The organism is Nonomuraea sp. NPDC049695 (assembly GCF_040674955.1).
Classification (GTDB): Bacteria; Actinomycetota; Actinomycetes; order Streptosporangiales; family Streptosporangiaceae; genus Nonomuraea; species Nonomuraea helvata.
This window is the reverse complement of record NZ_JBFANV010000024.1, coordinates 39,284-60,348: the sequence shown is the minus strand read 5'-3', so window position 1 is coordinate 60,348 and position 21,065 is coordinate 39,284. Positions and strand designations below refer to the sequence as shown.

At 72.9% G+C, this 21,065-nt stretch carries 25 protein-coding genes; 17 read left to right on the top strand and 8 right to left on the bottom strand.

What is annotated here, in order from left to right:
• The first annotated feature begins 17 nt into the window (after window positions 1-17).
• Entirely contained in the window at window positions 18-1,208 is a 1,191-nt protein-coding gene (locus AB0J64_RS22065; RefSeq protein WP_364029495.1) for an MFS transporter, read from the top strand.
• On the opposite strand, the gene AB0J64_RS22060 is transcribed toward AB0J64_RS22065, so the two are convergent.
• Window positions 1,205-2,740: an LLM class flavin-dependent oxidoreductase gene (locus AB0J64_RS22060; protein WP_364029493.1), complete on the bottom strand. Its 1,536-nt coding sequence runs from the start codon at window positions 2,738-2,740 to the stop codon at window positions 1,205-1,207. The two genes, AB0J64_RS22065 and AB0J64_RS22060, sit on opposite strands and share 4 nt — an antisense overlap.
• 101 nt (window positions 2,741-2,841) lie before the next feature.
• On the opposite strand from AB0J64_RS22060, the gene AB0J64_RS22055 reads away from it, so the two are divergent.
• The 6 genes from AB0J64_RS22055 to AB0J64_RS22030 all read left to right on the top strand — a co-directional run bounded on the left by AB0J64_RS22055 (window position 2,842) and on the right by AB0J64_RS22030 (window position 7,844).
• On the top strand, window positions 2,842-3,336 hold the full coding sequence (locus tag AB0J64_RS22055) for a MarR family transcriptional regulator (protein WP_364029491.1): 495 nt from the start codon (window positions 2,842-2,844) through the stop codon (window positions 3,334-3,336).
• Window positions 3,337-3,376: 40 nt separating this feature from the next.
• Window positions 3,377-4,348, top strand: coding sequence for a small ribosomal subunit Rsm22 family protein (locus AB0J64_RS22050; protein ID WP_364029489.1), 972 nt, complete (start codon window positions 3,377-3,379; stop codon window positions 4,346-4,348).
• A 97-nt stretch (window positions 4,349-4,445) separates the two neighbouring features.
• A complete protein-coding gene (sigJ, locus tag AB0J64_RS22045; RefSeq protein WP_364029487.1) occupies window positions 4,446-5,390 on the top strand; it encodes an RNA polymerase sigma factor SigJ in 945 nt (314 codons plus the stop codon).
• On the top strand, window positions 5,377-6,153 hold the full coding sequence (gene uppS / locus AB0J64_RS22040; RefSeq protein WP_364029485.1) for a polyprenyl diphosphate synthase: 777 nt from the start codon (window positions 5,377-5,379) through the stop codon (window positions 6,151-6,153). Before sigJ ends, uppS begins: the two co-directional genes overlap by 14 nt.
• Window position 6,154: 1 nt before the next feature.
• The gene (locus tag AB0J64_RS22035) at window positions 6,155-6,907 is read left to right on the top strand and encodes a GNAT family N-acetyltransferase (protein WP_364029483.1); all 753 of its coding nucleotides are present in this window, start codon (window positions 6,155-6,157) and stop codon (window positions 6,905-6,907) included.
• 67 nt (window positions 6,908-6,974) lie between these two features.
• On the top strand, window positions 6,975-7,844 hold the full coding sequence (locus AB0J64_RS22030; protein ID WP_364029481.1) for a pentapeptide repeat-containing protein: 870 nt from the start codon (window positions 6,975-6,977) through the stop codon (window positions 7,842-7,844).
• Between the two features lie 15 nt (window positions 7,845-7,859).
• Here the strand turns inward: AB0J64_RS22030 and AB0J64_RS22025 are convergent, their stop codons facing one another.
• Window positions 7,860-8,465 carry a TetR/AcrR family transcriptional regulator gene (locus AB0J64_RS22025; RefSeq protein WP_364029479.1) on the bottom strand — a complete coding sequence of 202 codons (606 nt, stop codon included), beginning with the start codon at window positions 8,463-8,465 and terminating at the stop codon, window positions 7,860-7,862.
• Between the two features lie 166 nt (window positions 8,466-8,631).
• Here AB0J64_RS22025 and AB0J64_RS22020 point away from each other — a divergent pair, with 166 nt between their 5' ends.
• Window positions 8,632-10,101, top strand: a complete 1,470-nt coding sequence (locus AB0J64_RS22020) for an MFS transporter (RefSeq protein WP_364029477.1) — start codon at window positions 8,632-8,634, stop codon at window positions 10,099-10,101.
• Window positions 10,102-10,174: 73 nt separating this feature from the next.
• On the opposite strand, the gene AB0J64_RS22015 is transcribed toward AB0J64_RS22020, so the two are convergent.
• The gene (locus AB0J64_RS22015) at window positions 10,175-10,678 is read right to left on the bottom strand and encodes a MarR family transcriptional regulator (RefSeq protein ID WP_364029475.1); all 504 of its coding nucleotides are present in this window, start codon (window positions 10,676-10,678) and stop codon (window positions 10,175-10,177) included.
• Between the two features lie 78 nt (window positions 10,679-10,756).
• Here AB0J64_RS22015 and AB0J64_RS22010 point away from each other — a divergent pair, with 78 nt between their 5' ends.
• On the top strand, window positions 10,757-11,656 hold the full coding sequence (locus AB0J64_RS22010; protein WP_364029473.1) for an EamA family transporter: 900 nt from the start codon (window positions 10,757-10,759) through the stop codon (window positions 11,654-11,656).
• Window position 11,657: 1 nt separating this feature from the next.
• Window positions 11,658-12,296: an NAD(P)H-binding protein gene (locus AB0J64_RS22005; protein ID WP_364029471.1), complete on the top strand. Its 639-nt coding sequence runs from the start codon at window positions 11,658-11,660 to the stop codon at window positions 12,294-12,296.
• Window positions 12,297-12,313: 17 nt separating this feature from the next.
• Here the strand turns inward: AB0J64_RS22005 and AB0J64_RS22000 are convergent, their stop codons facing one another.
• The gene (locus AB0J64_RS22000) at window positions 12,314-12,820 is read right to left on the bottom strand and encodes an FBP domain-containing protein (RefSeq protein WP_364029469.1); all 507 of its coding nucleotides are present in this window, start codon (window positions 12,818-12,820) and stop codon (window positions 12,314-12,316) included.
• Window positions 12,804-13,409, bottom strand: a complete 606-nt coding sequence (locus AB0J64_RS21995; RefSeq protein WP_364029467.1) for a WHG domain-containing protein — start codon at window positions 13,407-13,409, stop codon at window positions 12,804-12,806. The genes AB0J64_RS22000 and AB0J64_RS21995 overlap by 17 nt, the downstream gene beginning before the upstream one ends.
• Before the next feature lie 79 nt (window positions 13,410-13,488).
• Here AB0J64_RS21995 and AB0J64_RS21990 point away from each other — a divergent pair, with 79 nt between their 5' ends.
• A complete protein-coding gene (locus AB0J64_RS21990) occupies window positions 13,489-13,977 on the top strand; it encodes a DinB family protein (protein WP_364029465.1) in 489 nt (162 codons plus the stop codon).
• Window position 13,978: 1 nt separating this feature from the next.
• On the opposite strand, the gene AB0J64_RS21985 is transcribed toward AB0J64_RS21990, so the two are convergent.
• Together AB0J64_RS21985 and AB0J64_RS21980 are read right to left on the bottom strand one after the other, a co-directional pair.
• A complete protein-coding gene (locus tag AB0J64_RS21985) occupies window positions 13,979-14,842 on the bottom strand; it encodes an SMP-30/gluconolactonase/LRE family protein (protein WP_364029463.1) in 864 nt (287 codons plus the stop codon).
• A 48-nt stretch (window positions 14,843-14,890) separates the two neighbouring features.
• Entirely contained in the window at window positions 14,891-15,748 is an 858-nt protein-coding gene (locus AB0J64_RS21980) for a methyltransferase domain-containing protein (protein ID WP_364029461.1), read from the bottom strand.
• An 86-nt stretch (window positions 15,749-15,834) separates the two neighbouring features.
• On the opposite strand from AB0J64_RS21980, the gene AB0J64_RS21975 reads away from it, so the two are divergent.
• The 6 genes from AB0J64_RS21975 (at window position 15,835) to AB0J64_RS21950 (ending at window position 20,217) form a co-directional block, all read left to right on the top strand.
• Entirely contained in the window at window positions 15,835-16,296 is a 462-nt protein-coding gene (locus AB0J64_RS21975) for a helix-turn-helix domain-containing protein (RefSeq protein ID WP_364029459.1), read from the top strand.
• Window positions 16,293-17,069, top strand: a complete 777-nt coding sequence (locus tag AB0J64_RS21970) for a putative protein N(5)-glutamine methyltransferase (RefSeq protein WP_364029457.1) — start codon at window positions 16,293-16,295, stop codon at window positions 17,067-17,069. Before AB0J64_RS21975 ends, AB0J64_RS21970 begins: the two co-directional genes overlap by 4 nt.
• Before the next feature lie 155 nt (window positions 17,070-17,224).
• Entirely contained in the window at window positions 17,225-17,881 is a 657-nt protein-coding gene (locus AB0J64_RS21965; RefSeq protein WP_364029455.1) for a pyridoxamine 5'-phosphate oxidase family protein, read from the top strand.
• 72 nt (window positions 17,882-17,953) lie between these two features.
• Window positions 17,954-18,760 (top strand): hypothetical protein, encoded by an 807-nt coding sequence (locus AB0J64_RS21960; RefSeq protein ID WP_364029453.1) that lies wholly within the window; start codon window positions 17,954-17,956, stop codon window positions 18,758-18,760.
• A gap of 41 nt (window positions 18,761-18,801) precedes the next feature.
• Window positions 18,802-19,695, top strand: coding sequence for an ABC transporter permease (locus AB0J64_RS21955; RefSeq protein WP_364029451.1), 894 nt, complete (start codon window positions 18,802-18,804; stop codon window positions 19,693-19,695).
• A 63-nt stretch (window positions 19,696-19,758) separates the two neighbouring features.
• Window positions 19,759-20,217, top strand: a complete 459-nt coding sequence (locus AB0J64_RS21950; RefSeq protein ID WP_364029449.1) for a VOC family protein — start codon at window positions 19,759-19,761, stop codon at window positions 20,215-20,217.
• 230 nt (window positions 20,218-20,447) lie between these two features.
• On the opposite strand, the gene AB0J64_RS21945 is transcribed toward AB0J64_RS21950, so the two are convergent.
• On the bottom strand, window positions 20,448-21,029 hold the full coding sequence (locus tag AB0J64_RS21945; RefSeq protein WP_364029447.1) for a hypothetical protein: 582 nt from the start codon (window positions 21,027-21,029) through the stop codon (window positions 20,448-20,450).
• Window positions 21,030-21,065 lie beyond the last annotated feature (36 nt).

The following is a 21,065-nucleotide window of genomic DNA, read 5'->3' as shown; positions in this document are numbered from 1 at the left end:
GTTTCAGCATAGGCGGCATGTCTGGTGCGACGATCACCGACGCGGTCCGCGTGGGGCGGATGCCGTGGTCGGGGCTGCTGGCGCTGTTCTCGGCGGCGTTCACGGCGGTGATGACCGAGCTGCTTCCCGCCGGGTTGCTGCCGCCGATGGCGAGGGCGCTGGAGGTGCCGGAAGGGCGGGCCGGGTTCCTGGTGACGGCGTACGCGGTGGCGTCCACCCTGTCGGCGATCCCGGTGACGGCGCTGCTGCGCGGGCTACCGCGGCGGCCGGTGCTGGTTTCGGCGCTGACGGGGTTCGCCCTGTTCAACGCGGTGACCGGGCTCTCGTCGTCTTACGCGGTGACGTTCGGGGCGCGGGTGCTGGCCGGGGTCATGGGCGGGATCCTGTGGGCGATGCTGGTCGGCTACGCGGCGCGGATGGTGCCTGCCGAGCGGCGCGGGCGGGCGATCGCGATCGTCTCGGCGGGGATCACGGTGGCGCTGTGCGCGGGGATCCCGGCCGGTGCGGCGCTGGCCTCGGTCTTCGGGTGGCGTGCGACCTTCCTGGGCCTGGCCGTCGTCGCGCTCGTGCTGGTGGGATGGGTGCTGTGGAAGGTGCCGGGCTTCCCCGGCGAGGCGGCCGCCGCGCGGGTGCCGCTGCGGCGGGTGGCGGTCCTTCCCGGGGTCCGTACGATCCTCGGGGTGACGGTGCTGGTACTGGTGGGACATCAGGCGATGTACACATACCTGGCGCCGTTCGTGGCCTTCGCCGGGTACGGGGAGACCAGTCTCGTGCTGCTCGTGTTCGGGGCCGGGACGGTGGCGGGGATCTGGATCACCGGCGCCGTGATCGACCGGTTCCCTCGGGTGGCGCTCGTGGCCGTGCTGGGCGTGGTGGCGGGGGCCATGACCGTGCTGGCCCTCCTCGCCGCGCAGGACTGGGCGCTGCTCGGGGCGGTCGGGCTGTGGGGGGCGGCCTTCGGCGGCGTGCCCACGTTGCTGCAGACGGCTCTGGTGGACGCCACGGGCGCGGGGAACGCGGACGTGGCCACGTCCATGCAGACCACCGTGTACAACGCGGGCATCGCGGCCGGGTCGCTGGCCGGCGGGGTGGTGCTGGAGAGCGCCGGGGCGGGCGCGCTGCCGTGGACCTCGCTGCCGCTGGTGGCCGCGGCCCTCGCGATCGTGGTGGCGGCGCGCCGCCACGCCTTCCCCGCCCGCCGCTCCTAGAAGCCGTGCCTGGCCAGGGGCTCGACGAGCTCGCGCTCCTCGTACGACAGATGGGACAGCAGGCTGTCGGTGAGCAGGTCCACCGCGATACGCAGGTCGTCGAGGCCCGCCGGGTCGCCCACGAAGGCGACGAGGGCGCGGTCGAGCCGTTCGAGGACCTTGTGGATGGCGTGGTGCTCTTCCTCGAGGCGGTCGATCACGGGGGTGAGAGCGGGCTCGGCGCGGCGCAGCGTGGGGAAGACCATGGCGTCCTCGGCGGAGTGGTGCATGGTGACGAGGCGGCAGTAGGACTCGCAGTAGGCGCCGAGCGTCCAGTTGTTCTGGCGCATGGTCATGGTGGAGATGTGGGAGCGGGCGGCGCCCGCGTCGATCGTGCCCGCGGCGACCTGGTCGACGAGGTCGCGGAGCTGGGCGAGCTCCCCGCGCAGGTGGTCGTGCACGTCGATGAGGTGCTGGGCGTTGGCCTGCTCCGCGGGGGTGTAGCGCCTGCCGGGGTCGGAGCGCGGGGCGGTGGGGCGGGCGCTCTCGTCCCACACGCGGATGTCGGTGAGCCGTACGCCGTCGTCCGGGGTCGGGGTGGCGGGAAACGGGGCGTCGCCCTGCGGGGTGGTTCCCGAGCCGGTGTCCTGGCGGCCGGACGGGCGGGCCTGGTCGCGTTCCGCGGTGACGGGCTCGCGTACGGCCTGGTCGCGTTCCGCGGCGACGAGCTCGCGTACGGCCGGGGCGGTCTCCTGGGCGAAGCGCTGGATCTGGCGGGGATCGCCGGCCACGATGGTGAAGACGCTGACCCCGTACGTGAGGGCCAGCTCGGCGAGCTGGTCCGCGGGCAGCTCCTCGCCGAGGTTGAGCAGCCGGCGGATGTCGCGCGGCGAGCGGCCCGCCTCGGCGGCGGCCTCGTCGATGACGGCGTTGCCCTCGCCGAGCTCGCCGACCGAGCGGAGATAGGGCAGGGACGGGAGCCACCCGTCGGCCAGGCGGCCGGTCACGCGGAGCATGCGCGGCTTGTACGCGCCCAGCCAGATGCCGATGTCGTGGGCGGGACGGGGACCTCGCGGGGCGGAGACCTGGTAGTGCTCGCCGCTGTGGCCGATGTCGCCGGCGGCGTCGGTGTCCCAGGCGGCGCGGATGATCGCGATGCCCTCCTCGAGCGCGTCGACGGCCTGGCCCGGCGTGAGAGGCGGGCCGCCCATGGAGGCGATGGCGTCCCTGAACCCGCCGCTGCCGAGCGCGAGCTCGAACCGGCCACGGCTGAGGATGTCGAGGCTGGCCGCGGCCTGCGCCAGCATGGCGGGCGGACGCAGCGGCAGCGGGTGCACGTTGGCGGCCAGCCGGATCCGCTCGGTGGCGGCGGCGACGTAGCTGAGCAGCGTCCAGGTGTCGAGGAAGGCGGGCTGGTACGGGTGGTCCTGGAAGGTGACGAGATCGAGCCCGGCGCGCTCGGCGAGCTGGGAGAGGGCTACGACGGTGTCCGCCTGCTGGGCGGAGGGCACGATGTTCGCGCCGAAGAGCAGGTCGTGGCCGTAGTCGGGCATGGGGGCTCCTTGGCCGGGCGCTTTGGTTGGTTGTACGAACAGTTGACAGGGAAAACGAAATTAGTTCGTACTAGGAACCATTGTCAAGTAGACTCGGTGCCGTGGTCACGACGAAGGAGCCGGCCCTGCGGTTCACCGAAGCGCTCGTACGGCTGGCGCATCTGGTGCAGCAGGTGTTCGGGGAGGTCAGCAGGGAGCACGACCTGACGCCCCAGCAGGCGCAGCTGCTGTGCCTGCTCATCGACGGGCCCGTGGGGATGACCGAGCTGACGCGCGCGCTGCACCTGGAGAAGTCGAGCCTGACCGGGCTCGTGGACCGGGCCGAGAAACGGGGGCTGGTGGTCCGCACCCGCGACTCCCGTGACCGGCGGGCCTGCCGCATCGAGCTGAGCCCGGACGGGGCCCGGATCGCCGTGCTGGCCCACGAGGGGGTCACGCGGCAGTTGGACGCGTTGACGGGGGAGCTGCCGGAGGAGCACAGGGAGCTGCTGACGTCGGCCATCGGCGGCCTCCTGGCCGAGCATACGTCCCGGACGGGACGCGCCTGGCTCCCCTCCGACCACGTGACGGACGCGGCGGCGGCCGTCACCCGGTGAAGACGTCCGCCCCGCTCAAGGAATCCGCTGAGGTTTGTACATGCTCCTGCCCGATGAACTCAGAGCCGCACTGGACAAGGCGGTCTCCGGCTACTCGCCGCAAGACCTGTCCGACTCCGTCGCGCGCCTCACCCAGAGCTACCGTACGGGCACGGGAGGGGGCACCCACATCAGGTCGCGGGCCGACGTCGTCGCCTACGCCGCCTACCGGATGCCCGCCACGTACGCCGCCGCCGCCACGGCCATGCGCCAGGCCGCGACCCTGACCCCGGGCTTCCGGCCCAGGACCCACCTCGACGTGGGCGGCGGCACCGGGGCGGCGATCTGGGCGGCGGACCAGACCTGGGGCCCCATCGAGCAGGTCACCGTCATCGAACATGACCCGCACATCATCGACCTGGGCAAACGCCTCGCCCGCACGTCCGGGTCGCTGCGCGACGTCACCTGGCGGCAGGCGTCGGTCCGCCCCGGCCTCGACCGGCCCCCGGCCGACCTGGTGACCATGTCGTACGCGCTGGGCGAGCTGCCCGCGGCCCAGCGCCGGGAGATCGTCGGCTGGCTGGCCGCCGACGCCGCCATGGTGATCGTCGTCGAGCCCGGCACCCCCGCGGGCTACGCCACCGTCGCCGAGGCCAGGGAGGTCCTGGCCGCCCGCGGCCTGACCATCGTGGCCCCCTGTCCCCACGACGGTCCCTGCCCGATCGTGCCGGGACGCGACTGGTGCCACTTCTCCGTCAGGCTCCCCAGGAGCTCCCTGCACCGGCGGATCAAAGCGGGCACGCTCAGCTTCGAGGACGAGAAGTTCTCGTACGTGGCCGCCACGACGGCCCCGGCGGAGCGGGCCGCGGCCCGGATCCTGCGCCACCCGGTCAAGCGCAAGGGCGTGGTGTCCCTGCGCCTGTGCACCGGCGAGGACGAGGTCAGCGACGTGATCGTGTCCAAGCGGCAGGGCGAACTCTACCGCGCCGCGCGGGACGCCGACTGGGGCGACGCCTGGCCGCGTACGGAATGAGAGGCCGGTCACATTCGCGCCCAGCGCGTCACATTCCCCGGGGCGGGAGGGCTCTCACCAGGTAGACGGCCGTGACCGCCCCAGGAGGGACACCGCGATGCCAGAGGCCACCCAGGTCTTCGTCGACCACCGAGAGCTGCTGTTCTCCGTCGTCTACAACATGCTGGGCAGCGTCGCCGACACCGAGGACGTGCTGCAGGAGACGTGGCTGGCCTGGGCGCCGCGCAGCGAGTCGGGCGAGGAGATCGCCAACCCGCGCGCCTACCTCGTACGCATCGCGATCAACCGGGCGCTGGCCCGCCAGGAGAGCATCAACCGCCGCCGCGAGCAGTACGTCGGCCCGTGGCTGCCCGAGCCCGTCGCCACCGGCGACCGGGAGGACGCCTCAGGCGAGGCCATGCGCGCCGAGTCGGTGTCGATGGCGCTGCTCGTCGTGCTCCAGTCGCTCAGCCCGCTGGAACGCGTGGTGTTCCTGCTGCACGAGGTCTTCGGCTACGCGCACACCGAGATCGCCGAGATCCTCGACCGTACCGCGGCGTCCGTGCGCCAGCTCGCCCACCGCGCCCGCGAGCACGTCCACGCCCGCCGCCCCCGCTACGACGTGGACCCGAGGCTGCGGCGCAGGGCCACCGAGAAGTTCCTGGCGGCCGTGTTCGGCGGCGACCTGACGGGCCTGCTGCGGCTGCTGGCCCCGGACGTGACCCTCTGGTCGGACGGCGGCGGCAAGGCCCCCCAGCCCGGACTGCGTCCCGTCCACGGCCGGGACAAGGTGGCCAGGCTGCTCACCTCGGGCTTCGACCGGGTGCCCGCCGGTCTGGACGTCCACCACCGCGAGGTGAACGGCGACCCGTCGGCCGTGGTGTTCGACGGCGACGCGCCGTTCGGCATGATGGTGCTCGACCTCACCCCGGACGGCGAGCAGGTGAGCGGCATCTACATCATCACCAACCCCGACAAGCTCACCCACCTCGGCCCGGCACATCGGGAAGGAGCGCCTTCCGGTCCCTCGGGTGAGCGATCATTGGAGGATGCGGACGACTGACCTCCTTCATTCCCTCTACGCCAGGCGCCTGCGCCGCCAGGTCACGGCCGGGCCGCTGCCCCGCCACGTGGGCCTGATCACCGACGGCAACCGGCGCTGGGCCAGGAAGCAGGGTCTGCCGAGCCTGAGCATCGGCCACAAGTACGGCGCCGAGCACATCGCGCACCTGCTGTCGTGGTGCGAGGGCCTGGGCATCCAGCACGTCACCGTGTTCCTGTGCTCGACCGAGAACCTCGAGCGCCGCGGCGACGAGGAGGTCGCCTACCTGCTGCGGGTGATCGAGCAGATGGTCGCCGACCGGTTCGACCGGCCCGACGCCCGCTGGCGCGTCCACGTCGCGGGGCTGCTCGACATGCTCCCCGACACCACCGCCCGCGCGCTCAAGAGCGCCGTCGAGGCGACCCGCACGTGCGAGACCGGCTTCCACCTCACGCTGGCCATCGGGTACGGCGGCCGCCAGGAGGTCATCGACGCCCTGCGCGAGCTGCTGTACGAGCGGGCCGAGGCCGGCCAGTCCATGGTGGAGCTGGCCTCGACCCTGAGCGTGGACGACATCACGCCCCACCTGTACACCGCCGGTCAGCCCGACCCCGACCTCGTCATCCGCACCAGCGGCGAGCAGCGGCTGTCCAACTTCCTGCTCTGGCAGTCCGCCTACTCCGAGCTGTACTTCTGCGAGGCGTACTGGCCCGCCTTCCGCGAGATCGACTTCCTGCGCGCGCTGCGCAGCTTCGCCGCCCGCCAGCGCCGGTTCGGAGGCTGAGATGCTGGAGCTCTTCGACCGGCAGATGCGCCGGGAGGCCCGCCCCGACGGACCCGACGTCACGATCGAGCGGGCCGGGCACGTGGTGCGGCAGGTGGGGCCCGAACACGCCTGGAACGGCGTCCTCTGGTCCGACCTCGACGAGCGGAGCGCGGACGCGGCCATCGCCGAGCAGGTCCGGTACTTCGGGGGCCTCGGGCGGTCGTTCGAGTGGAAGCTGTACGGCCACGACCGGCCCGCCGACCTCGACCGGCGCCTCCTGGCCGCCGGTTTCACCCCCGAGCCCACCGAGACGCTGATGGTTGCCGAGGTCGCGCGCCTGCCGATGGAGGCGGAGCCGCCCGACGGCGTGCGGCTGGTCCCGGTGACCGGCCCGGACGGCGTGGAGCTGGTGGCCGAGGTCCACGAGCATGCCTTCGGCGCGACCCGCGAGCGCATCAGGGAGCGCCTGCTCGACCAGCTCGCCGCCGGCGACCTCATCGCCGTCCTCGCCATGGCCGGCGACGTGCCTGTCAGCGCGGCCCGCATGGACCTGCACCCGGGCACCCGGTTCGCGAGCCTGTGGGGCGGCGGCACCGTGCCGGAATGGCGCGGGCGGGGCGTCTACCGCGCGCTCGTCGCCTACCGGGCCCGCGAGGCGGCCGCGCGCGGCTACGACCACCTGCAGGTGGACGCCTCCAGCCAGAGCCGTCCCATCCTGCTGCGGCTGGGCTTCGAGGCGCTCACCACGACGACGCCGTACGTCCACGACTGAGTACCCTTGACGGGGCCGCACCCGCGACGCCCTTGCCGCCCTTGACTGACGAACGGAGAGCAGCACGTTGCCCGGAACCCACCCCCGCGAGCTCGGCCTGCTGGCCGACTGCGAGAGCTGCTTCGGGCTGTGCTGCGTCGCGCTGCCGTTCTCGGCGTCGGCCGACTTCGCCGCCGACAAGGACGCCGGGCAGCCCTGCCGCAACCTGCGCGACGACTTCCGCTGCTCCATCCACGCGCGGCTCAGGGAGCGCGGCTATCCGGGCTGCACCGTCTTCGACTGCTTCGGGGCGGGGCAGAAGGTCTCCCAGGTCACCTTCGGCGGCACGAGCTGGCGGGAGGCCCCGGGCACGGCCAAGCAGATGTACGCCGTGTTCCCCGTCATGCGGCAGCTGCACGAGCTGCTGTGGTACCTGGCCGAGGCGCTGACCCTGGAGCCCGCCCGGGCCGTTCACGCCGAGCTGGCCCAGGCGCTCGCCGAGACCGAGCGGCTCACCCGGGAGAGCGCCGACGTGCTGGAGAAGCTGGATGTCGCGGCGCACCGGGCCGAGGTCAACACCCTGTTGCTGCGTGCGAGCGAGCTGGCCAGGGCCGGGCGTCAGGGGAAGGACCGCAGGGGAGCCGACCTGATCGGGGCCCGGCTGACGGGCGCCGACCTGCGGGCGGCCAACCTGCGCGGGGCATATCTGATCGGCGCCGACCTCCGGGGCGCCGATCTGCGAGAGGCCGACCTGATCGGGGCCGATCTGCGCGGTGCCGACCTGTCGGGCGCCGATCTCACCGGCAGCATCTTCCTCACCCAGGCCCAGCTCAACGCCGCCAAGGGCGACGCCGCCACCCGCCTCCCCTCCACCCTCACCCGCCCCGCCCACTGGCCCGCCACCCGCTACGAGAAGGCCTCCGGCTCCAGGCCCGGGCGACCCCGTCGCCGCCGCTGACGCCCGCGTCGCGCGTCAGGTGAGAAGTCCCTCGATCACCCGGCGGACCTTCTCGCCGGCGCGCGGTTCGCCGAGGCGCATCGCGAGGTTGGCGGCCGTGAGCACCGCGTCGATCTGAAAGGCCGCCAGGTCGGCGTCCAGCCCGGCGATCTCGCCGGCGTCGGCCGCGTGGCGGACCTGATCCGCGAGGAGGCCCAGCCAGGACCGGTGCTGGCGCCGCAGGGCGTCGCGCAGCGGGCCGGTACGGCTGTCGAACTCGGGCAGGTTGGCCGCCCAGAAGCAGCCACCGGGGAACAACGGCTGTTCGGCGTAGGAGATCCAGCGCTCGGTGAGCTCCCGGAGCCTGGCGGCGCCGGGCGGCGTGTCCGAGGCCGGCCGCACGACCGCCTCCAGGAACGCCTCGCGAGCGGTCTCGACGGTGGCCAGTTGCAGCTGCTCCTTGGTACGGAACAGCGTCGCGACTCCGCTCTTGCTCAGCCCCAGGTCGGTGGCCAGGCGGCCGAGACTCAGCCCGTTCAGGCCCTCCATGGAGGCGACGTCGACGGCATGGCGGGTGATCGTCCTCCGGGTGCGCGCCCCGCGTGCCAGGCGCTGGTCGACGGGCATCGGATCGGTGGTCATCGTGGCCCCCCATATTCGACTTGCCATATGTGTACGAACGATCGTACGTTTTGTTTGTGATCGAAGCAACCACACCTCTCACCGAAGAATCCGACCCGGGCCACACGCCCCTCGAGGCCGCCCTGCAACGGGTGCACGACGCCGAGCTCGCCGAGGAGGCGCGGCCGTGAACACGCAGGCGCGGCAGCGGGCCGAGGCGGCCACCCCGTGGGGTGCGGTCGCGATCGTGCTGGCCGGGGCGTTCATGGCGGTCCTCGACTCGTACATCGTCATCGTCGCCGGGCCTTCCATCAAGGCGGACCTGCACGCCAGCGACGACCAGGTGCAGTGGATCCTGGCCGGATACCAGCTCACGTACGCGATGTCGCTCATCACCGGAGGGCGCCTGGGCGACCTGTACGGCCGCCGCCGGGTCTTCCTCGCCGGCATGGGAGGCTTCACCCTGGCCTCGGTGGTGTGTGCGGTGGCGCAGAGCGCCTCTCTGCTCATCGGGGCGCGCCTTGCCCAGGGACTGGGCGCGGCGCTGATGCTGCCCCAGGTGTACGCGTTCCTGACGGTGCTGGTGCCCGAACGCGCCAGGCACCGCGCCTTCGGGGTGCTCGGGATGGTCATGGGGCTGGGGACGATCGCGGGCCAGCTGGTGGGCGGGCTGCTCATCGGGGCGGACCTGCTCGGCTCCGGATGGCGGCCGGTGTTCTGGATCAACGTGCCGATCGGGCTGGCCACGATGCTGCTGGCGGCCCGGCATCTGCCCGAGTCCACGGCGGCGCACGCCCGGCGGCTCGACCTGCGGGGAGTGGCGGTGCTCAGCGTGGCCCTGGTGATGATCACGGTCCCCCTGATCCAGGGCCACCAGGCGGGATGGCCCGGCTGGGCCTGGGCCTGCCTGGGCGCGAGCGTCCCGTGCCTGGCCGCCTTCGTCCTGCTCGAACGCCGGATCGCGGCGCGCGGCGGCGACCCCCTGGTCAGGATCTCGCTGTTCCGTGCGCGGTCGTTCTCGGTCGGGATCGTCCTGGTGCTGGTCCTCTACACCGTCATCTCGTCCTACTACCTCGTCCTGTCGGTTTCCCTGCAGGACGGGCTGGGCCTGTCGGCGCTGAACGCGGGACTGGTCTACACGCCCGCGGCCGTCGCCTTCTTCCTGTTCAGCCTGCTCGCCGGCCGGCTGGTGCCCGTCCACGGCCGCCGCGTCCTGGAGGCCGGGGCGATCGTCCTCGTCCTCGGCTACGCCGCCACCGCCGCGCTGCTGATCGGCGGCGTCCCCTACAGCCCCGCGACGGTGATCCCGACGCTGGTGCTGCAGAGCGTCGGCGGCGGGCTGCTCATCACGCCTTCGCTGAACGCGGTGCTGAGCAGGATCGATCCCCAGGACGCGGGCATCGCCTCGGGCGTGCTGTCCACCGCCCAGCAGGTCGGCGGCGCGCTCGGCGTGGCGGTCATCGGGGCGGTGTTCTTCGACGCCTTCGACCCCGCCTCCCACGACCGGGCGGACGCCGCCGCCCACGGCCTGGCGATGGCGTCGCTGTCCACCTTCGCCGCCGCCGTCGTCGTGGCGGTCCTGGTGTTCCTGCTGCCCAAGACCCGCACGACGGCGGAGCCCGACGCCAAGGATCTCCAGCCGACGACGCGCGCATGATCGCCACCGCGGAACGCGTCCGGCCGCGTGCTCGGAGCGCCCTCTCGCGGGTCCGTGAGGGCGCGGGCCCCGGTCAGGACGGCGTGGTCGTGTCGCCGAGCGACTCCAGCAGCTCGCGCAGCGTGTGCGCGAGCGTGGCCCGGCGCTCCTCGGGCAGGGCCGAGAGCACGCGCTCCTCGGTCGCCAGGTGGTCCGGCAGTGCCCGGTCGATCAGGGCGCGCCCCTCGTCGGTGAGCGTCACATAGACGCCGCGCCCGTCCACGTCGCTGGGCATGCGGGTCACCAGGCCCTTGGACTCCAGGCGGTCGAGCCGCTGCGTGATCGCCCCTGAGGTGACCATGGAGGCGCGCATCAGCTCGGCGGGGGTCAGCCGGTGCGGGGGGTCGCTGCGGCGCAAGGTCGCCAGCACGTCGAAGGACGCCGGATCCAGCCCGTGCGCGGTGAACGTACGGCGCAGCTCGGTGTCGATCAGCCGCGTCACCCGCGACAGCCGCCCGATCACCGCCATCGGGGAGACGTCCAGATCGGGACGCTGGGCGGCCCATTGCTCGAGGACGAGGTCGACGTGATCAGCCACCGGCCCAGCCTACAGATGTCTTAGCGGTGAGGTAAATCACCCTGGCAAAGTAGCTTAGCGCTGAGCTACTTTGTCTTAGTGCTAAGAAACTTCAACGGAACCGTCCTGCTGACCGCGCTGACCCCCGCCATCTGGGGGACCACCTACCTCGTCACCACCGAGCTGCTTCCGCCCGGCCGCCCTCTGCTGGCCGCCGTGATCCGCGCCCTGCCCGCCGGGCTGCTCCTCGTCGCCATCACCCGCCGCCTGCCCCGGGGCGTCTGGTGGTGGCGCGCCCTGGTGCTCGGCGCGCTGAACATCGGGGTGTTCTTCGCGCTGCTGTTCGTGGGGGCCTACCGGCTGCCCGGCGGGGTGGCCGCGACCGTGGGGGCCATTCAGCCGCTGCTGGTCGCCCTGCTGTCCGCCGGGCTGCTCGGCGAACGCCTGTCCCTGCGCACCCTGGTGGCCGCCGCGGCGGGCATGGCCGGGGTGAGCCTGCTCGTGCTGCGGGCCGACGCCCGGCTGGACGCCGTCGGGGTGGCCGCCGCGCTCGGCGGCGCGGCCGTGATGGCGTTGGGAGTCGTGCTGAGCAAGCGGTGGCAGTCGCCCGCGCCGCTGCTGGCCACCACCGGCTGGCAGCTCGTGGCCGGAGGTCTGCTGCTCCTCCCCGTCGCGCTCCTGGCCGAAGGCGCGCCGCCGGCCACCCTGACCGCCGCCAACCTCGCCGGGTACGCCTACCTCACCGTCATCGGGTCGGCGCTCGCCTACGCGCTGTGGTTCCGCGGGCTGCGGCTGCTGTCGGCCACCAAGGTCACGTTCCTGGGCCTGCTCAGCCCCGTGGTCGCGACCGCGCTCGGCTGGCTCGTGCTCGGCCAGCGGCTCGCCCCGGCCCAGGCGCTCGGCGCGGTCGTCGTCCTGGCCGCCCTCGTCGCGGCCCAGCTCCAGCCTGCCCGCACGGTGGCCCGGACGCCCCGCGTCCTGGTCGGAAAGGAGTCCTGACATGCGCATCACCGTCTTCGGAGCCGCGGGGGCCGTGGGCGGCAGGGTCGTGGCCGAGGCGCTGTCGCGCGGCCACGACGTCACCGCCGTCGTCCGTCACCCCGCCCGCTTCCCCCAGCTGCACCCCACCGCGCGCGCCCGCACGGGTGACGCCTCGAACGTCGAGGACGTGGCCGCGCTGAGCGCCGGCCAGGACCTCGTCATCAGCGCCACCCGGCCCGCCCCCGGCCACGAGGACGACCTGGTCGCGACCGCCAAGGCGCTGCTGGCCGGCCTGGCGGCGACCGGTGTGCGGCTGCTGCTCGTCGGCGGAGCGGCGGGGCTGACCGTCCCGGGCACCGGTGGCCTCACCGTCGTGGAGGCCCCGGACTTCCCGCCCGCGTGGCGGCCCATCGCGCTGGCCTGCGACCGGCAGCTCGACGCCTGCCGGGCCGAGCCGGTCGCCGACTGGGCCTACCTGAGCCCGCCCGCGCTGCTCGAGCCGGGGGAGCGGACCGGCCGCTACCGGCTCGGTGGCGACGAGCTGCTGCTCGACGCCCAGGGCAGGTCGGCGATCTCCATGGAGGACTTCGCCGTCGCGCTGCTCGACGAGGCCGAACGCCCTCGGCACCACCGGGTCAGGTTCACCGTCGGGTACTGACGCCCCGTCGGGGCGCGTCAGCTCACAGTGCCGTCGAGCACGCGTTCCAGGAAGCCGTCCAGGTTCGCGGCCGCCCGTGCGATGCGCTCCTCGACCGTGAGCGACTCGAACCGCGTGCCCAGCTCCGTCTGCTTCTTGTCGCGTACGTAGAGCGAGCAGGCCAGGTCGGCGCACATGTACGCGCCGACCGTGTTGCCCTGGCGGCCGGCGGCGCCGACCCTGGGTGCGGCGAACAGGGCGACGCCGGTGCCCGCGTGCGGCGTCACGCAGACCGAGCACAGGGTGGACTTGGTGAAGCTCCTGCGCGCCTCCTGCGCCGGCCGCAGCGCCACGCCGACCAGCTCGCCGCCGCGCTCGGCCACCAGGTACGCCCGCTCCGGCGCCCCCGGATCGCGCCAGCCCAGGAAGTCGAGGTCGGGCCAGGGCGACCCGGCCAGGTCACGCGGGAGGTTGAGCCTGCGGGCCTCGCCCTTGGAGCAGTTGACGAAGGACGTGCGGATGTCGTGCTCAGTGATCGGATTCATGCTCGTTTCCTGGGGGTCGATCGGAAACCTGCCAATGGCGCAGCGCGCTGTCGAGTGCGTCGAGGATCTTCGTCCAGGACGCCTGGAGGCTGCGCGCGTGCTGGAACCCGCCGCTCGCCTCCAACTCGAAGAAGCCCTGGTACGTGCTGCGCAGCAGGCGGATGGCGTCGGTCAGGTCGGGCTCGGGCAGCTCGTACGCGCTCAGGTGTGCGTACGTGAGGGACATGATGCGCTGGTGCCCCTGGGACGCGGCCACGACGTCCGGGCCGATGGGCATCTGGGTGGCCTGGTAGCGGCCTGGACGAGTCAGCGCGAAATCGCGCCAGGCGTTGGCGAACCCGGTCAGCGAGTCCTTGCCCGACCGCCCCGCCGTCGCGTCGGAGAGCCGGTCGGCCAGCTCTCGCGCGGCCAGGACGGCCACGCGGGTGCGCAGGTCCTGAAGGTTCTTGACGTGCGAGTAGAGGCTCGCGTCCGCCACCCCGAACCTGCGTGCCAGCGCCGACACGGTGATGTTGTCGAACCCGACCTCGTCGGCCAGCTCCGCGGCCGCCTCGGTCACCCGGTCCGCCGTCAGCCCGGCACGAGCCATGGGCACCTCCTCTTAACCTAGGGCTTCTAGTTTTTATCCTAGCAGCTCTAGGTTGGTGGGCAGGTGCTACGGTCGCCGCATGATCAGAAGGGTGCCGCTGACCGGCGGCGAGAAGGAGAGCCTGCACGCCAGCCTCGACCGCCACCGCGACGCCGTGCTCTGGAAGATCGAAGGGCTCGACGAGGAGCAGGTCAGGCGGCCCATGACACCGTCAGGCACGAGCCTGCTCGGCCTGGTGAAGCACCTGGCGGCGGTGGAGAACGGGTGGTTCTGCCTGACGTTCGGGCGGGAGGCGGAGCCGCTGTGGTTCGCGCCGGAGGCGGACATGGAGATCCTGCCCGAGGAGAGCGTCGAGCAGATCGTCGCCTTCTACGGCCGCGCGCGAGCCGCCGCCGACCGGGCGATCAACGAGCTGGACCTGGAGACGACGGGCACGTCGTTCACGGGGGAGACGGTGAGCATGCGGTGGGTGCTCATCCACATGATCGAGGACACGGCGCGGCACGCCGGCCACATGGACATCCTGCGCGAGCTCGTCGACGGCGCCATCGGCGACCACCGCCGCTGAGTCACATGGCGGCCGGCAGGACCGGCCGCCCCCGCACGCCGGGGTCGGCGGCGAAGACGGCGCCCGCGTCCGGCTGCTCGGCGCGGTCCACGCCGAGGGCCGAGGTGGTGATGAAGAGCCGGTCGAGGCTCTCGCCGCCGAACGTCACCGCGGTGACCTTCCGTACGGGCAGGTTGACGACGGCGTCGAGCCGGCCGCTCGCGTCGTAGCGATGCACGGCCCCGCCCTGCCACAGCGCCACCCACACCCCGCCCTCGGCATCGACCGTCAGCCCGTCGGGCTGCCCCTGTCCGGGATCGATGGCGGCGAACGGGCGGCGCCCGCTCAGCCCACCCTCCGGGTCGTAGTCGAGGACGTCCACCCGGCCCGTCGTGGTGTCGGCGTAGTAGGCCAGGGCGCCGTCCGGGCTGAAGTCGAAACCGTTCGAGATCGTCACCCCGGACAGCACCACCCGCAGCCCGCCGCCGGGCTCGGCCACGTAGAACGACCCGCGGCCCGGGCTCTCGTCGTAGGCCATGCTGCCGATGTAGAAGCGGCCGTCGGGGTCGCAGCCGCCGTCGTTCATCCGGACGGCGGGGTCGCTCCAGGCCTCGCCCAGCGAGCGCAGCGGCGCGTCCAGGTCGTCGGAGTCGGACAGCAGCAGCTCGCGCTCGGCCGCGACCACGTAGCCGCCGGACACCCGCGGTCGCACGACGGCGGCCACCTTGCCCACATGGCGGCGGCGCACCTTGCCCTGGGCGCCGAGCGCGAGCACGTCGCCGGCCAGCATGTCCACCCACCGCAGCCCGCCCCAGCGGCTCGACCACACGGGCCCCTCGCCGTGCTCGGCGACAGGATCGGTCACGGTGTACGGGGCGATGCTCATGCCGCTCTCCTGGGGTCGCAGGGTCGTGATCCAGACCCTATCGGTGCTTCAGCGCTGTGCCGGTGCCACGGCGCGTACGCAGAAGGCGGTCGAGGGCAGCACGACGGTGCCGTCGCCGTCGAGACAGGACCGGGCGGCGGTGCTGATGAGGTCGGCGACCGCGGCGTCGGAGCCGAGGCGCTGCCGGGCCGCGGCGAGCAGCCGGGGCGCCGTGACGGCCAGCGTGACCTGTACATAGCGGTCGAGGCCGGCGAACCTGAACGGGATCACCAGTTCCTCACTGCTGACGTCGGCGAACCCCGCCTCTCGCAGCTGCCCGATCAGCGTGTCGAGGTCGGCCATGGCGAAGGGGCCCGGCGCGCCGGGCGGCGGGGCGGCGCCGAGGGCGCGGGCGACGGCCAAGGTGCCGGTGGCGAAGCCGTTGAGCTCGGGAGAGGCCCACACGGTCGCGGCCAGCACCCCTCCCGGAGCCAGGACGCGCCGGATCTCCGCGAAGGTGCGGGCCGGCTCGGGGGCGAACATCAGGGAGAAGCGGGCCAGGACGGCGTCCGCCGACGCGTCCGGCAGGTCGAGGGTGTCGTAGTCGCCGACGCGGAACTCGACGTCCGGTTCGCCGCCGGCGCGGCGGCGGGCCAGCTCGATCATCTCGCCGGCCAGGTCGATGCCGGTCACGTGGCCGCCGGGCCGCAGCAGCGGGGCCACCGAGAGCGTGGGCTCCCCGTAGCCGGTGCCGAGGTCGAGGACGCGCCGGCCGGGGCGTAAGGCCGCCAGTTCGATGAGCCGGTGGGTGGCCGACGACAGGGCGGCCTCCAGCTCGTCCACGAAACCCTCCAGGCTCTGCGCGACCGCGCACCACTCCTGGGCCTGCGTGTGCTTGACGGCGGCGATCTCGTCGCTGGCGGTCATGTGGCTGCTCCGCTCGCTCGTGGTTGCTTGATAGGACCACGAATGTACGAGAGTTGGTCCTATGACGCAACCACTAAGATGAGGCCATGCTCGGCCGAACCTACGAGGGGCAGAACTGCTCCGCCGCCCGCACCCTGGAGCTCGTCGGAGAGCGGTGGACCCTGCTGATCCTGCGGGATGTGCTGCTGCGTGACATGAAGACGTTCGGCGAGTTCCTGGCCAGCCTCGGCATCGCCAGGAACGTGCTGTCCGCCCGGCTCGATCACCTGGTCAGGGAAGAGGTTCTCCGGCGCCGGCCCTACGGCGGCCACGCCGACCATTACGAGTACCTGCCCACCGACAAGGCCGCCGATCTGCTGCCGGTCATCCTGGCCCTGACCGCCTGGGGCGACCGCTGGGCGGCGCCCCAAGGGCCGCCGGCCCTGTTCCGGCACTCCTCGTGTGGCGGGGCGGTCGAGCAGAAGCTGGAGTGCGCCGAGTGCGGCGAGCTCGTCGACCCCCGCCAGGTCGTCGCCGTGCCGGGTCCGGGCCGCCGGGGGATGATGTGACGCCGGAGCTCGACACCCTCGTCGCCAGGCTGCGCGCCGCCGGCTGCGTGTTCGCCGAGGACGAGGCCCACCTGCTCGTCTCCACCGCCGCCACCCCTGAGGGGCTCGCCGCCATGGTCGAGCGGCGCGTGGCCGGCGAGCCCCTCCAGCACGTCCTCGGCTGGGCCGAGTTCTGCGGGCTGCGGGTGGTCGTGGAGCCCGGGGTGTTCGTGCCCAGGCCGCGCACCGAGTTCCTCATCCGGCAGGCGGTCGCGCTGGCCCGCCGGGTCGCCGCGACGCCGGTCGTCCTCGACCTGTGCTGCGGCAGCGGCGCGATGGGGGCGGCGCTCGTCGCAGGGCTGGAGCGGGCCGAGCTGCACGCCGGCGATCTCGACCCGGCCGCCGTGCGCTGCGCCCGGCGCAACCTGCCCGCCGGTCACGTCTATGAGGGCGATCTGTACGAGCCGCTGCCCGCCTCGTTGTGGGGCCGGGTGGACATCCTGATCGCGAGCCCACCGTACGTACCCTCAGAATCGGTCGCGCTGCTGCCTGCCGAGGCCCGGCTGCACGAGCCGCTCGTCGCGCTCGACGGCGGAGGCGACGGGCTCGACGTCGTACGGCGGGTGATCGCCGGAGCGCCGCGGTGGCTCGCGCCCGGCGGCCACCTGCTGGTCGAGACCGGCGAGCGGCAGGCGGCCACGACCGCGGAGGCCGTCGAGGGCGCGGGCCTGGCCGCCCGCGTGGCGCGCTCGGAGGAGCTGGACGCCACGACGGTCATCGGCACCCGCCTGTAGCCGAGTGGCGGCGCCGCTGTTCGACGGCGTTCGCCCTGGTCAGGTGAGGGCTGGCCGGGGTGTGCGTGGGTAGGCGTCCGAGTGTGGGCACCCGTCTGGACGGGCTCCGGTTGAACGGCACCGCGCGCCGTATCCATACGCGAGGAGGCGCCATCATGACCGGCACGGGAGATCTCGGACGCCGCATCATCCACTGCCGCGAACGCCTCGGCCTGACCCGCGAGCAGGTCGCCGAGCACGCGGACATGTCGCCGGGCTATCTCCGATATCTCGAGGAGAACCCCGACCTGCTCGACGCCGGAGCCCTCTACCGCCTGGCCGACGCCCTGCAGACCACGGTGCACGAGCTGCTGGGCGGCGACCGGGACCGGCCGCCCGGGCACGGGCCCGCCATGGCCAACCCGACGCTGGAGGAGCTGGACCGGGAGGAGTGCCTGCGGCTGATCGAGCCGGGCGGGATCGGGCGGGTCGCGTTCCAGAGCTCCCAGGGGACGGCGGTGCTGCTCGTCAACTACACGATGCACCACGGCGCGATCGTCTTCCGCACGGCCTCGGGTGGCTCGATGGACCGTGACCTCCGTACGGGGCTGGAAGGCGTGGACATCAAGATCGCCTTCGAGATCGACCGGATCGACGAGACCAACCGCGAAGGGTGGAGCGTCCTGGTGCAGGGCCCCGCCCACCATGTGGCGCCGGACGAGATGGCCGAGGTGGCCGACGCCGATGTCACGCCGTGGGTGGGCGGCGAGCGCCGCCTCTACATCCGGATCGTCCCGCACCAGATCGCGGGCCGCCGCATCCACGGCGCCTAGCCGCCACCGGAGATCAACCAGTGGCGGAAAGGCCAGGTCAGGACGGGGCTCGGTGGGGTACCTTCCAACTCTATGAAATCCCTTGCCAGGCACGCCCTGCCGGTGCTGGTCGTGCTCGGGCTCGCCGCCGCCGGCTGCGGCAACGCCGGAGCGCAGCGAGCCACGACCACCACCCGGACGGCCGCCCCCGCGTCGAGCGTGACCGGCCCCACCGCCTCGCCGACCGCGTCGACCGGTGCGTCCCGTCCCCGCGACGGCCTGGTCGCCGGTCGCTACCAGCCGCTGTGGCCGTTCTCCGGCCCGGGCGAGGTGGCGGCGTGGCGGCGCGCGTACCGCAAGGACGGCCGCGGGGCGTGGCATCTCGACGCGCGCCGTACCGCGCTCGCCTTCACCCGCGACTACCTCGGCTTCACCGGGATCGACCGGGTCGCCAAGGCGGTCGCACAGGGCGCCCACGCGCGGGTGCACGTCGCCTACCGCGGCGAGGAGGACTCGCGACCGCTGGTCGCGGCCGTCGTGCACCTGGTCAGGTACGGCTCAGGCGGGGACGCGCCCTGGGAGGTGGTCGGCACCGACGACACCTCGCTCTCGCTCACCAAGCCCGGGTACGGCGCCGTCGTGCGCTCCCCGCTGACCGTGGGAGGGCGGATCTCGGGCGTGGACGAGAGCATCAGGGTCCAGGTGAGGCAGCCGGGCTCGTCCGCGCCGGTGGGGCAGACGTGCTGCGTGAGCGCAGGCGGCAACGGCTCGCCGTGGTCGGCCCGGGTCTCGTTCACGGCCACGCCGGGACGTACGCTGACCGTCGTGGCCTCCACCGGGGGACACCTGGCGGCCGTCGAACGCTTCGCCGTGACGGGAGTGACCCTCGCGATGCCCTGACCGGCGCGGCCCACGACCCTATGAACACCGATGAGGTGCGCATGAGCGAACTGGAGAACGCCGCGCCGCAGAGCGGGTCGCTGGCCGAGCTCGCCAGGAGGCACGGGCTGCGCCCCGCCATCGCGCGGCCGAGACTCCCCGTGTACGCCCGCCGGCTGTGGGAGCGGCGGCACTTCATCTTGACGTACGCGACCTCGCGCAACGTCTCCAAGTACTCGGGCTCGGCCCTGGGGCAGCTGTGGCAGGTCCTCACGCCGCTGCTGAACGCGGCCATCTACTACGTGATGTTCGGGCTCATCCTGGGTGGCAGCAAGAACGTCGACAACTACCCGGCGTTCCTGCTCACCGGGATGTTCGTCTTCACGTACACGCAGCGGACCGCCACCGCGGGCGCCAAGTCGATCTCCGGGAACCTGTCGCTGATCCGCGCCCTGCACTTCCCGCGGGCGTCGCTGCCGCTGGCGTACACGATCCAGGAGCTGCAACAGCTGGGCATCTCGATGGGCGTGCTGCTGCTGATCGTGCTGCTCACCGGGGAGCCGCTCACGTGGTTCTGGCTGATGATCCCCATCGTGCTGGTGCTGCAGACGTCGTTCAACATCGGGGCCGGGCTGGTGCTCGCCAGGCTGGGCGCCTCGATGCGCGATCTGAACCAGTTGCTGCCGTTCATCATGCGTACGTGGCTGTACGCGTCCGGGGTGTTCTTCGCCATCCACGACAAGGTCGTCAACAGCGCGGGCCTGCCGGAGTGGGTGGCCACGGTGATGTACCTGAACCCGGCGGCCTCCTACATCGAATGGATGCGCGACCTCCTCATCGGCAGCCACGACCCGCCGCGGACGGTCTGGGTGTCCTGCGTGTTCTGGGCGGTTTTCGCGCTGTTCGCCGGTTTCTGGTATTTCTGGCGGGCCGAAGACCGTTACGGGCGGGGATGAAAGGCCGACGCCGGCGGGTTGGAGCAGGGGAATAAACGCCCCCGTCCCCTTGGAGGAGACCCCATGAGCACGCCCGACGAAGACCGCCCGGTCCGCCAGCTCCGGCTGGTGGTGGAGGCCGAGGACTACGAGGCCGCGGTCGCCTTCTACCGCGATGTGCTGGGCCTGCCCGAGCAGGCCGCGTTCTCCGGCGGTGACGGCGCGCAGGTGGTGATCCTGGACGCCGGACGGGCCACGCTGGAGATCGCGAACCCGGCGCAGAAGAAGATGATCGACGAGGTCGAGGTGGGGCGTCAGGTGGCGCCGAAGATCCGGGTGGCGTTCGAGGTGGACGACGCGCGCGGCACCACCGAGCGGCTGGTGTCGGCGGGCGCGGCGGAGGTGGCGCCGCCCACGGTGACGCCCTGGGAGTCGCTGAACTCGCGGCTGGACGCGCCCGCGGGCCTGCACATCACGGTGTTCCAGGAGCTGCGCACCCTCGAGGAGCGCGAGGCGCTCGACGGCTTCGGCACGGACTCGTAAGCGAGGAGAGACAGCGGGGCGCCCGCGGCGAACACGGCGGCTCCAGCACCGCCCGGCCGAACCGGGCGCCCCGCGCCCGCACCCCGTCCATGAAGCGGGCGAACACGTGACTCGGTTTCACCATAGACGCTCGGAAATGCGGTCGATCGGCACTGATATGGCCTCTGAGCTGGGCGGGCCGTTGACCCGGCGCATGACTGACCATGCGATTTCGGTATAGGAAAGGACCGCTAAGACGGGCGCGGCCGCCGCCACCGCTCGCCGGACAGCGCCCAGGCGGCCTCCCAGGCACGGTAACGGCCCCGGTCGAGCACCCGGCGGAACCCGGCGAACGCCAGGAGCGCGATCGCCGCCGCCACGGTCACGAACAGCAGCGCCGTCACCACGGCGGTGACCCGGAGCCCCGCGGGGCTCGGGGGCGCGGCGACCCGCCGGCCGTCGGGACCGACCCAGATCCGCACCTTCGCACCCGCCTTGGCCAAGGACGGAGCCGGCACCTGGCCGGTGCGCTCCAGCCCCGAAGGCGCCGTCCAGCGCGCGGAGGTCAGGCCGCCACGGGAGACCTCCCCGAACGACAGGCGCGTGACCGGCGCGTCCGCCAGCAACGTCGCCTCCACCGTCCGGCGCGCGGCGCCCGCGTGCCGCGCCTCCTCGTACGCCTCCCGCCCCGCCACGACCGCCGGCCACACGCTGAGCAGGACGAGCAGCGCCGCCACCGCCAGCGCGGCGCTCTCCAGGCGGTCGGAGCGCCGCCGCAGCGGATTGCCGTCCGGCCGGTGCCCGCGCACCCACCGCTTCACGGACTCGATCACGTGCTTCATCATGCACTCGACTGCCACCTACCCCCA

Excerpts from the sequence above, each read along its gene's own strand:
- AB0J64_RS21960 (WP_364029453.1), top strand. The coding sequence starts at position 17,954 with ATGAAATCCCTTGCCAGGCACGCCCTGCCGGTGCTGGTCGTGCTCGGG.
- AB0J64_RS22000 (WP_364029469.1), bottom strand. The coding sequence starts at position 12,820 with ATGAATCCGATCACTGAGCACGACATCCGCACGTCCTTCGTCAACTGC.
- AB0J64_RS21995 (WP_364029467.1), bottom strand. The coding sequence starts at position 13,409 with ATGGCTCGTGCCGGGCTGACGGCGGACCGGGTGACCGAGGCGGCCGCG.
- AB0J64_RS22050 (WP_364029489.1), top strand. The coding sequence starts at position 3,377 with ATGCTCCTGCCCGATGAACTCAGAGCCGCACTGGACAAGGCGGTCTCC.
- AB0J64_RS22035 (WP_364029483.1), top strand. The coding sequence starts at position 6,155 with ATGCTGGAGCTCTTCGACCGGCAGATGCGCCGGGAGGCCCGCCCCGAC.
- AB0J64_RS21965 (WP_364029455.1), top strand. The coding sequence starts at position 17,225 with ATGACCGGCACGGGAGATCTCGGACGCCGCATCATCCACTGCCGCGAA.
- AB0J64_RS22060 (WP_364029493.1), bottom strand. The coding sequence starts at position 2,740 with ATGCCCGACTACGGCCACGACCTGCTCTTCGGCGCGAACATCGTGCCC.
- AB0J64_RS21990 (WP_364029465.1), top strand. The coding sequence starts at position 13,489 with ATGATCAGAAGGGTGCCGCTGACCGGCGGCGAGAAGGAGAGCCTGCAC.
- AB0J64_RS21975 (WP_364029459.1), top strand. The coding sequence starts at position 15,835 with ATGCTCGGCCGAACCTACGAGGGGCAGAACTGCTCCGCCGCCCGCACC.
- AB0J64_RS22005 (WP_364029471.1), top strand. The coding sequence starts at position 11,658 with ATGCGCATCACCGTCTTCGGAGCCGCGGGGGCCGTGGGCGGCAGGGTC.
- AB0J64_RS21980 (WP_364029461.1), bottom strand. The coding sequence starts at position 15,748 with ATGACCGCCAGCGACGAGATCGCCGCCGTCAAGCACACGCAGGCCCAG.
- sigJ (WP_364029487.1), top strand. The coding sequence starts at position 4,446 with ATGCCAGAGGCCACCCAGGTCTTCGTCGACCACCGAGAGCTGCTGTTC.
- AB0J64_RS22065 (WP_364029495.1), top strand. The coding sequence starts at position 18 with ATGTCTGGTGCGACGATCACCGACGCGGTCCGCGTGGGGCGGATGCCG.
- uppS (WP_364029485.1), top strand. The coding sequence starts at position 5,377 with ATGCGGACGACTGACCTCCTTCATTCCCTCTACGCCAGGCGCCTGCGC.
- AB0J64_RS21955 (WP_364029451.1), top strand. The coding sequence starts at position 18,802 with ATGAGCGAACTGGAGAACGCCGCGCCGCAGAGCGGGTCGCTGGCCGAG.
- AB0J64_RS21950 (WP_364029449.1), top strand. The coding sequence starts at position 19,759 with ATGAGCACGCCCGACGAAGACCGCCCGGTCCGCCAGCTCCGGCTGGTG.
- AB0J64_RS21985 (WP_364029463.1), bottom strand. The coding sequence starts at position 14,842 with ATGAGCATCGCCCCGTACACCGTGACCGATCCTGTCGCCGAGCACGGC.
- AB0J64_RS22025 (WP_364029479.1), bottom strand. The coding sequence starts at position 8,465 with ATGACCACCGATCCGATGCCCGTCGACCAGCGCCTGGCACGCGGGGCG.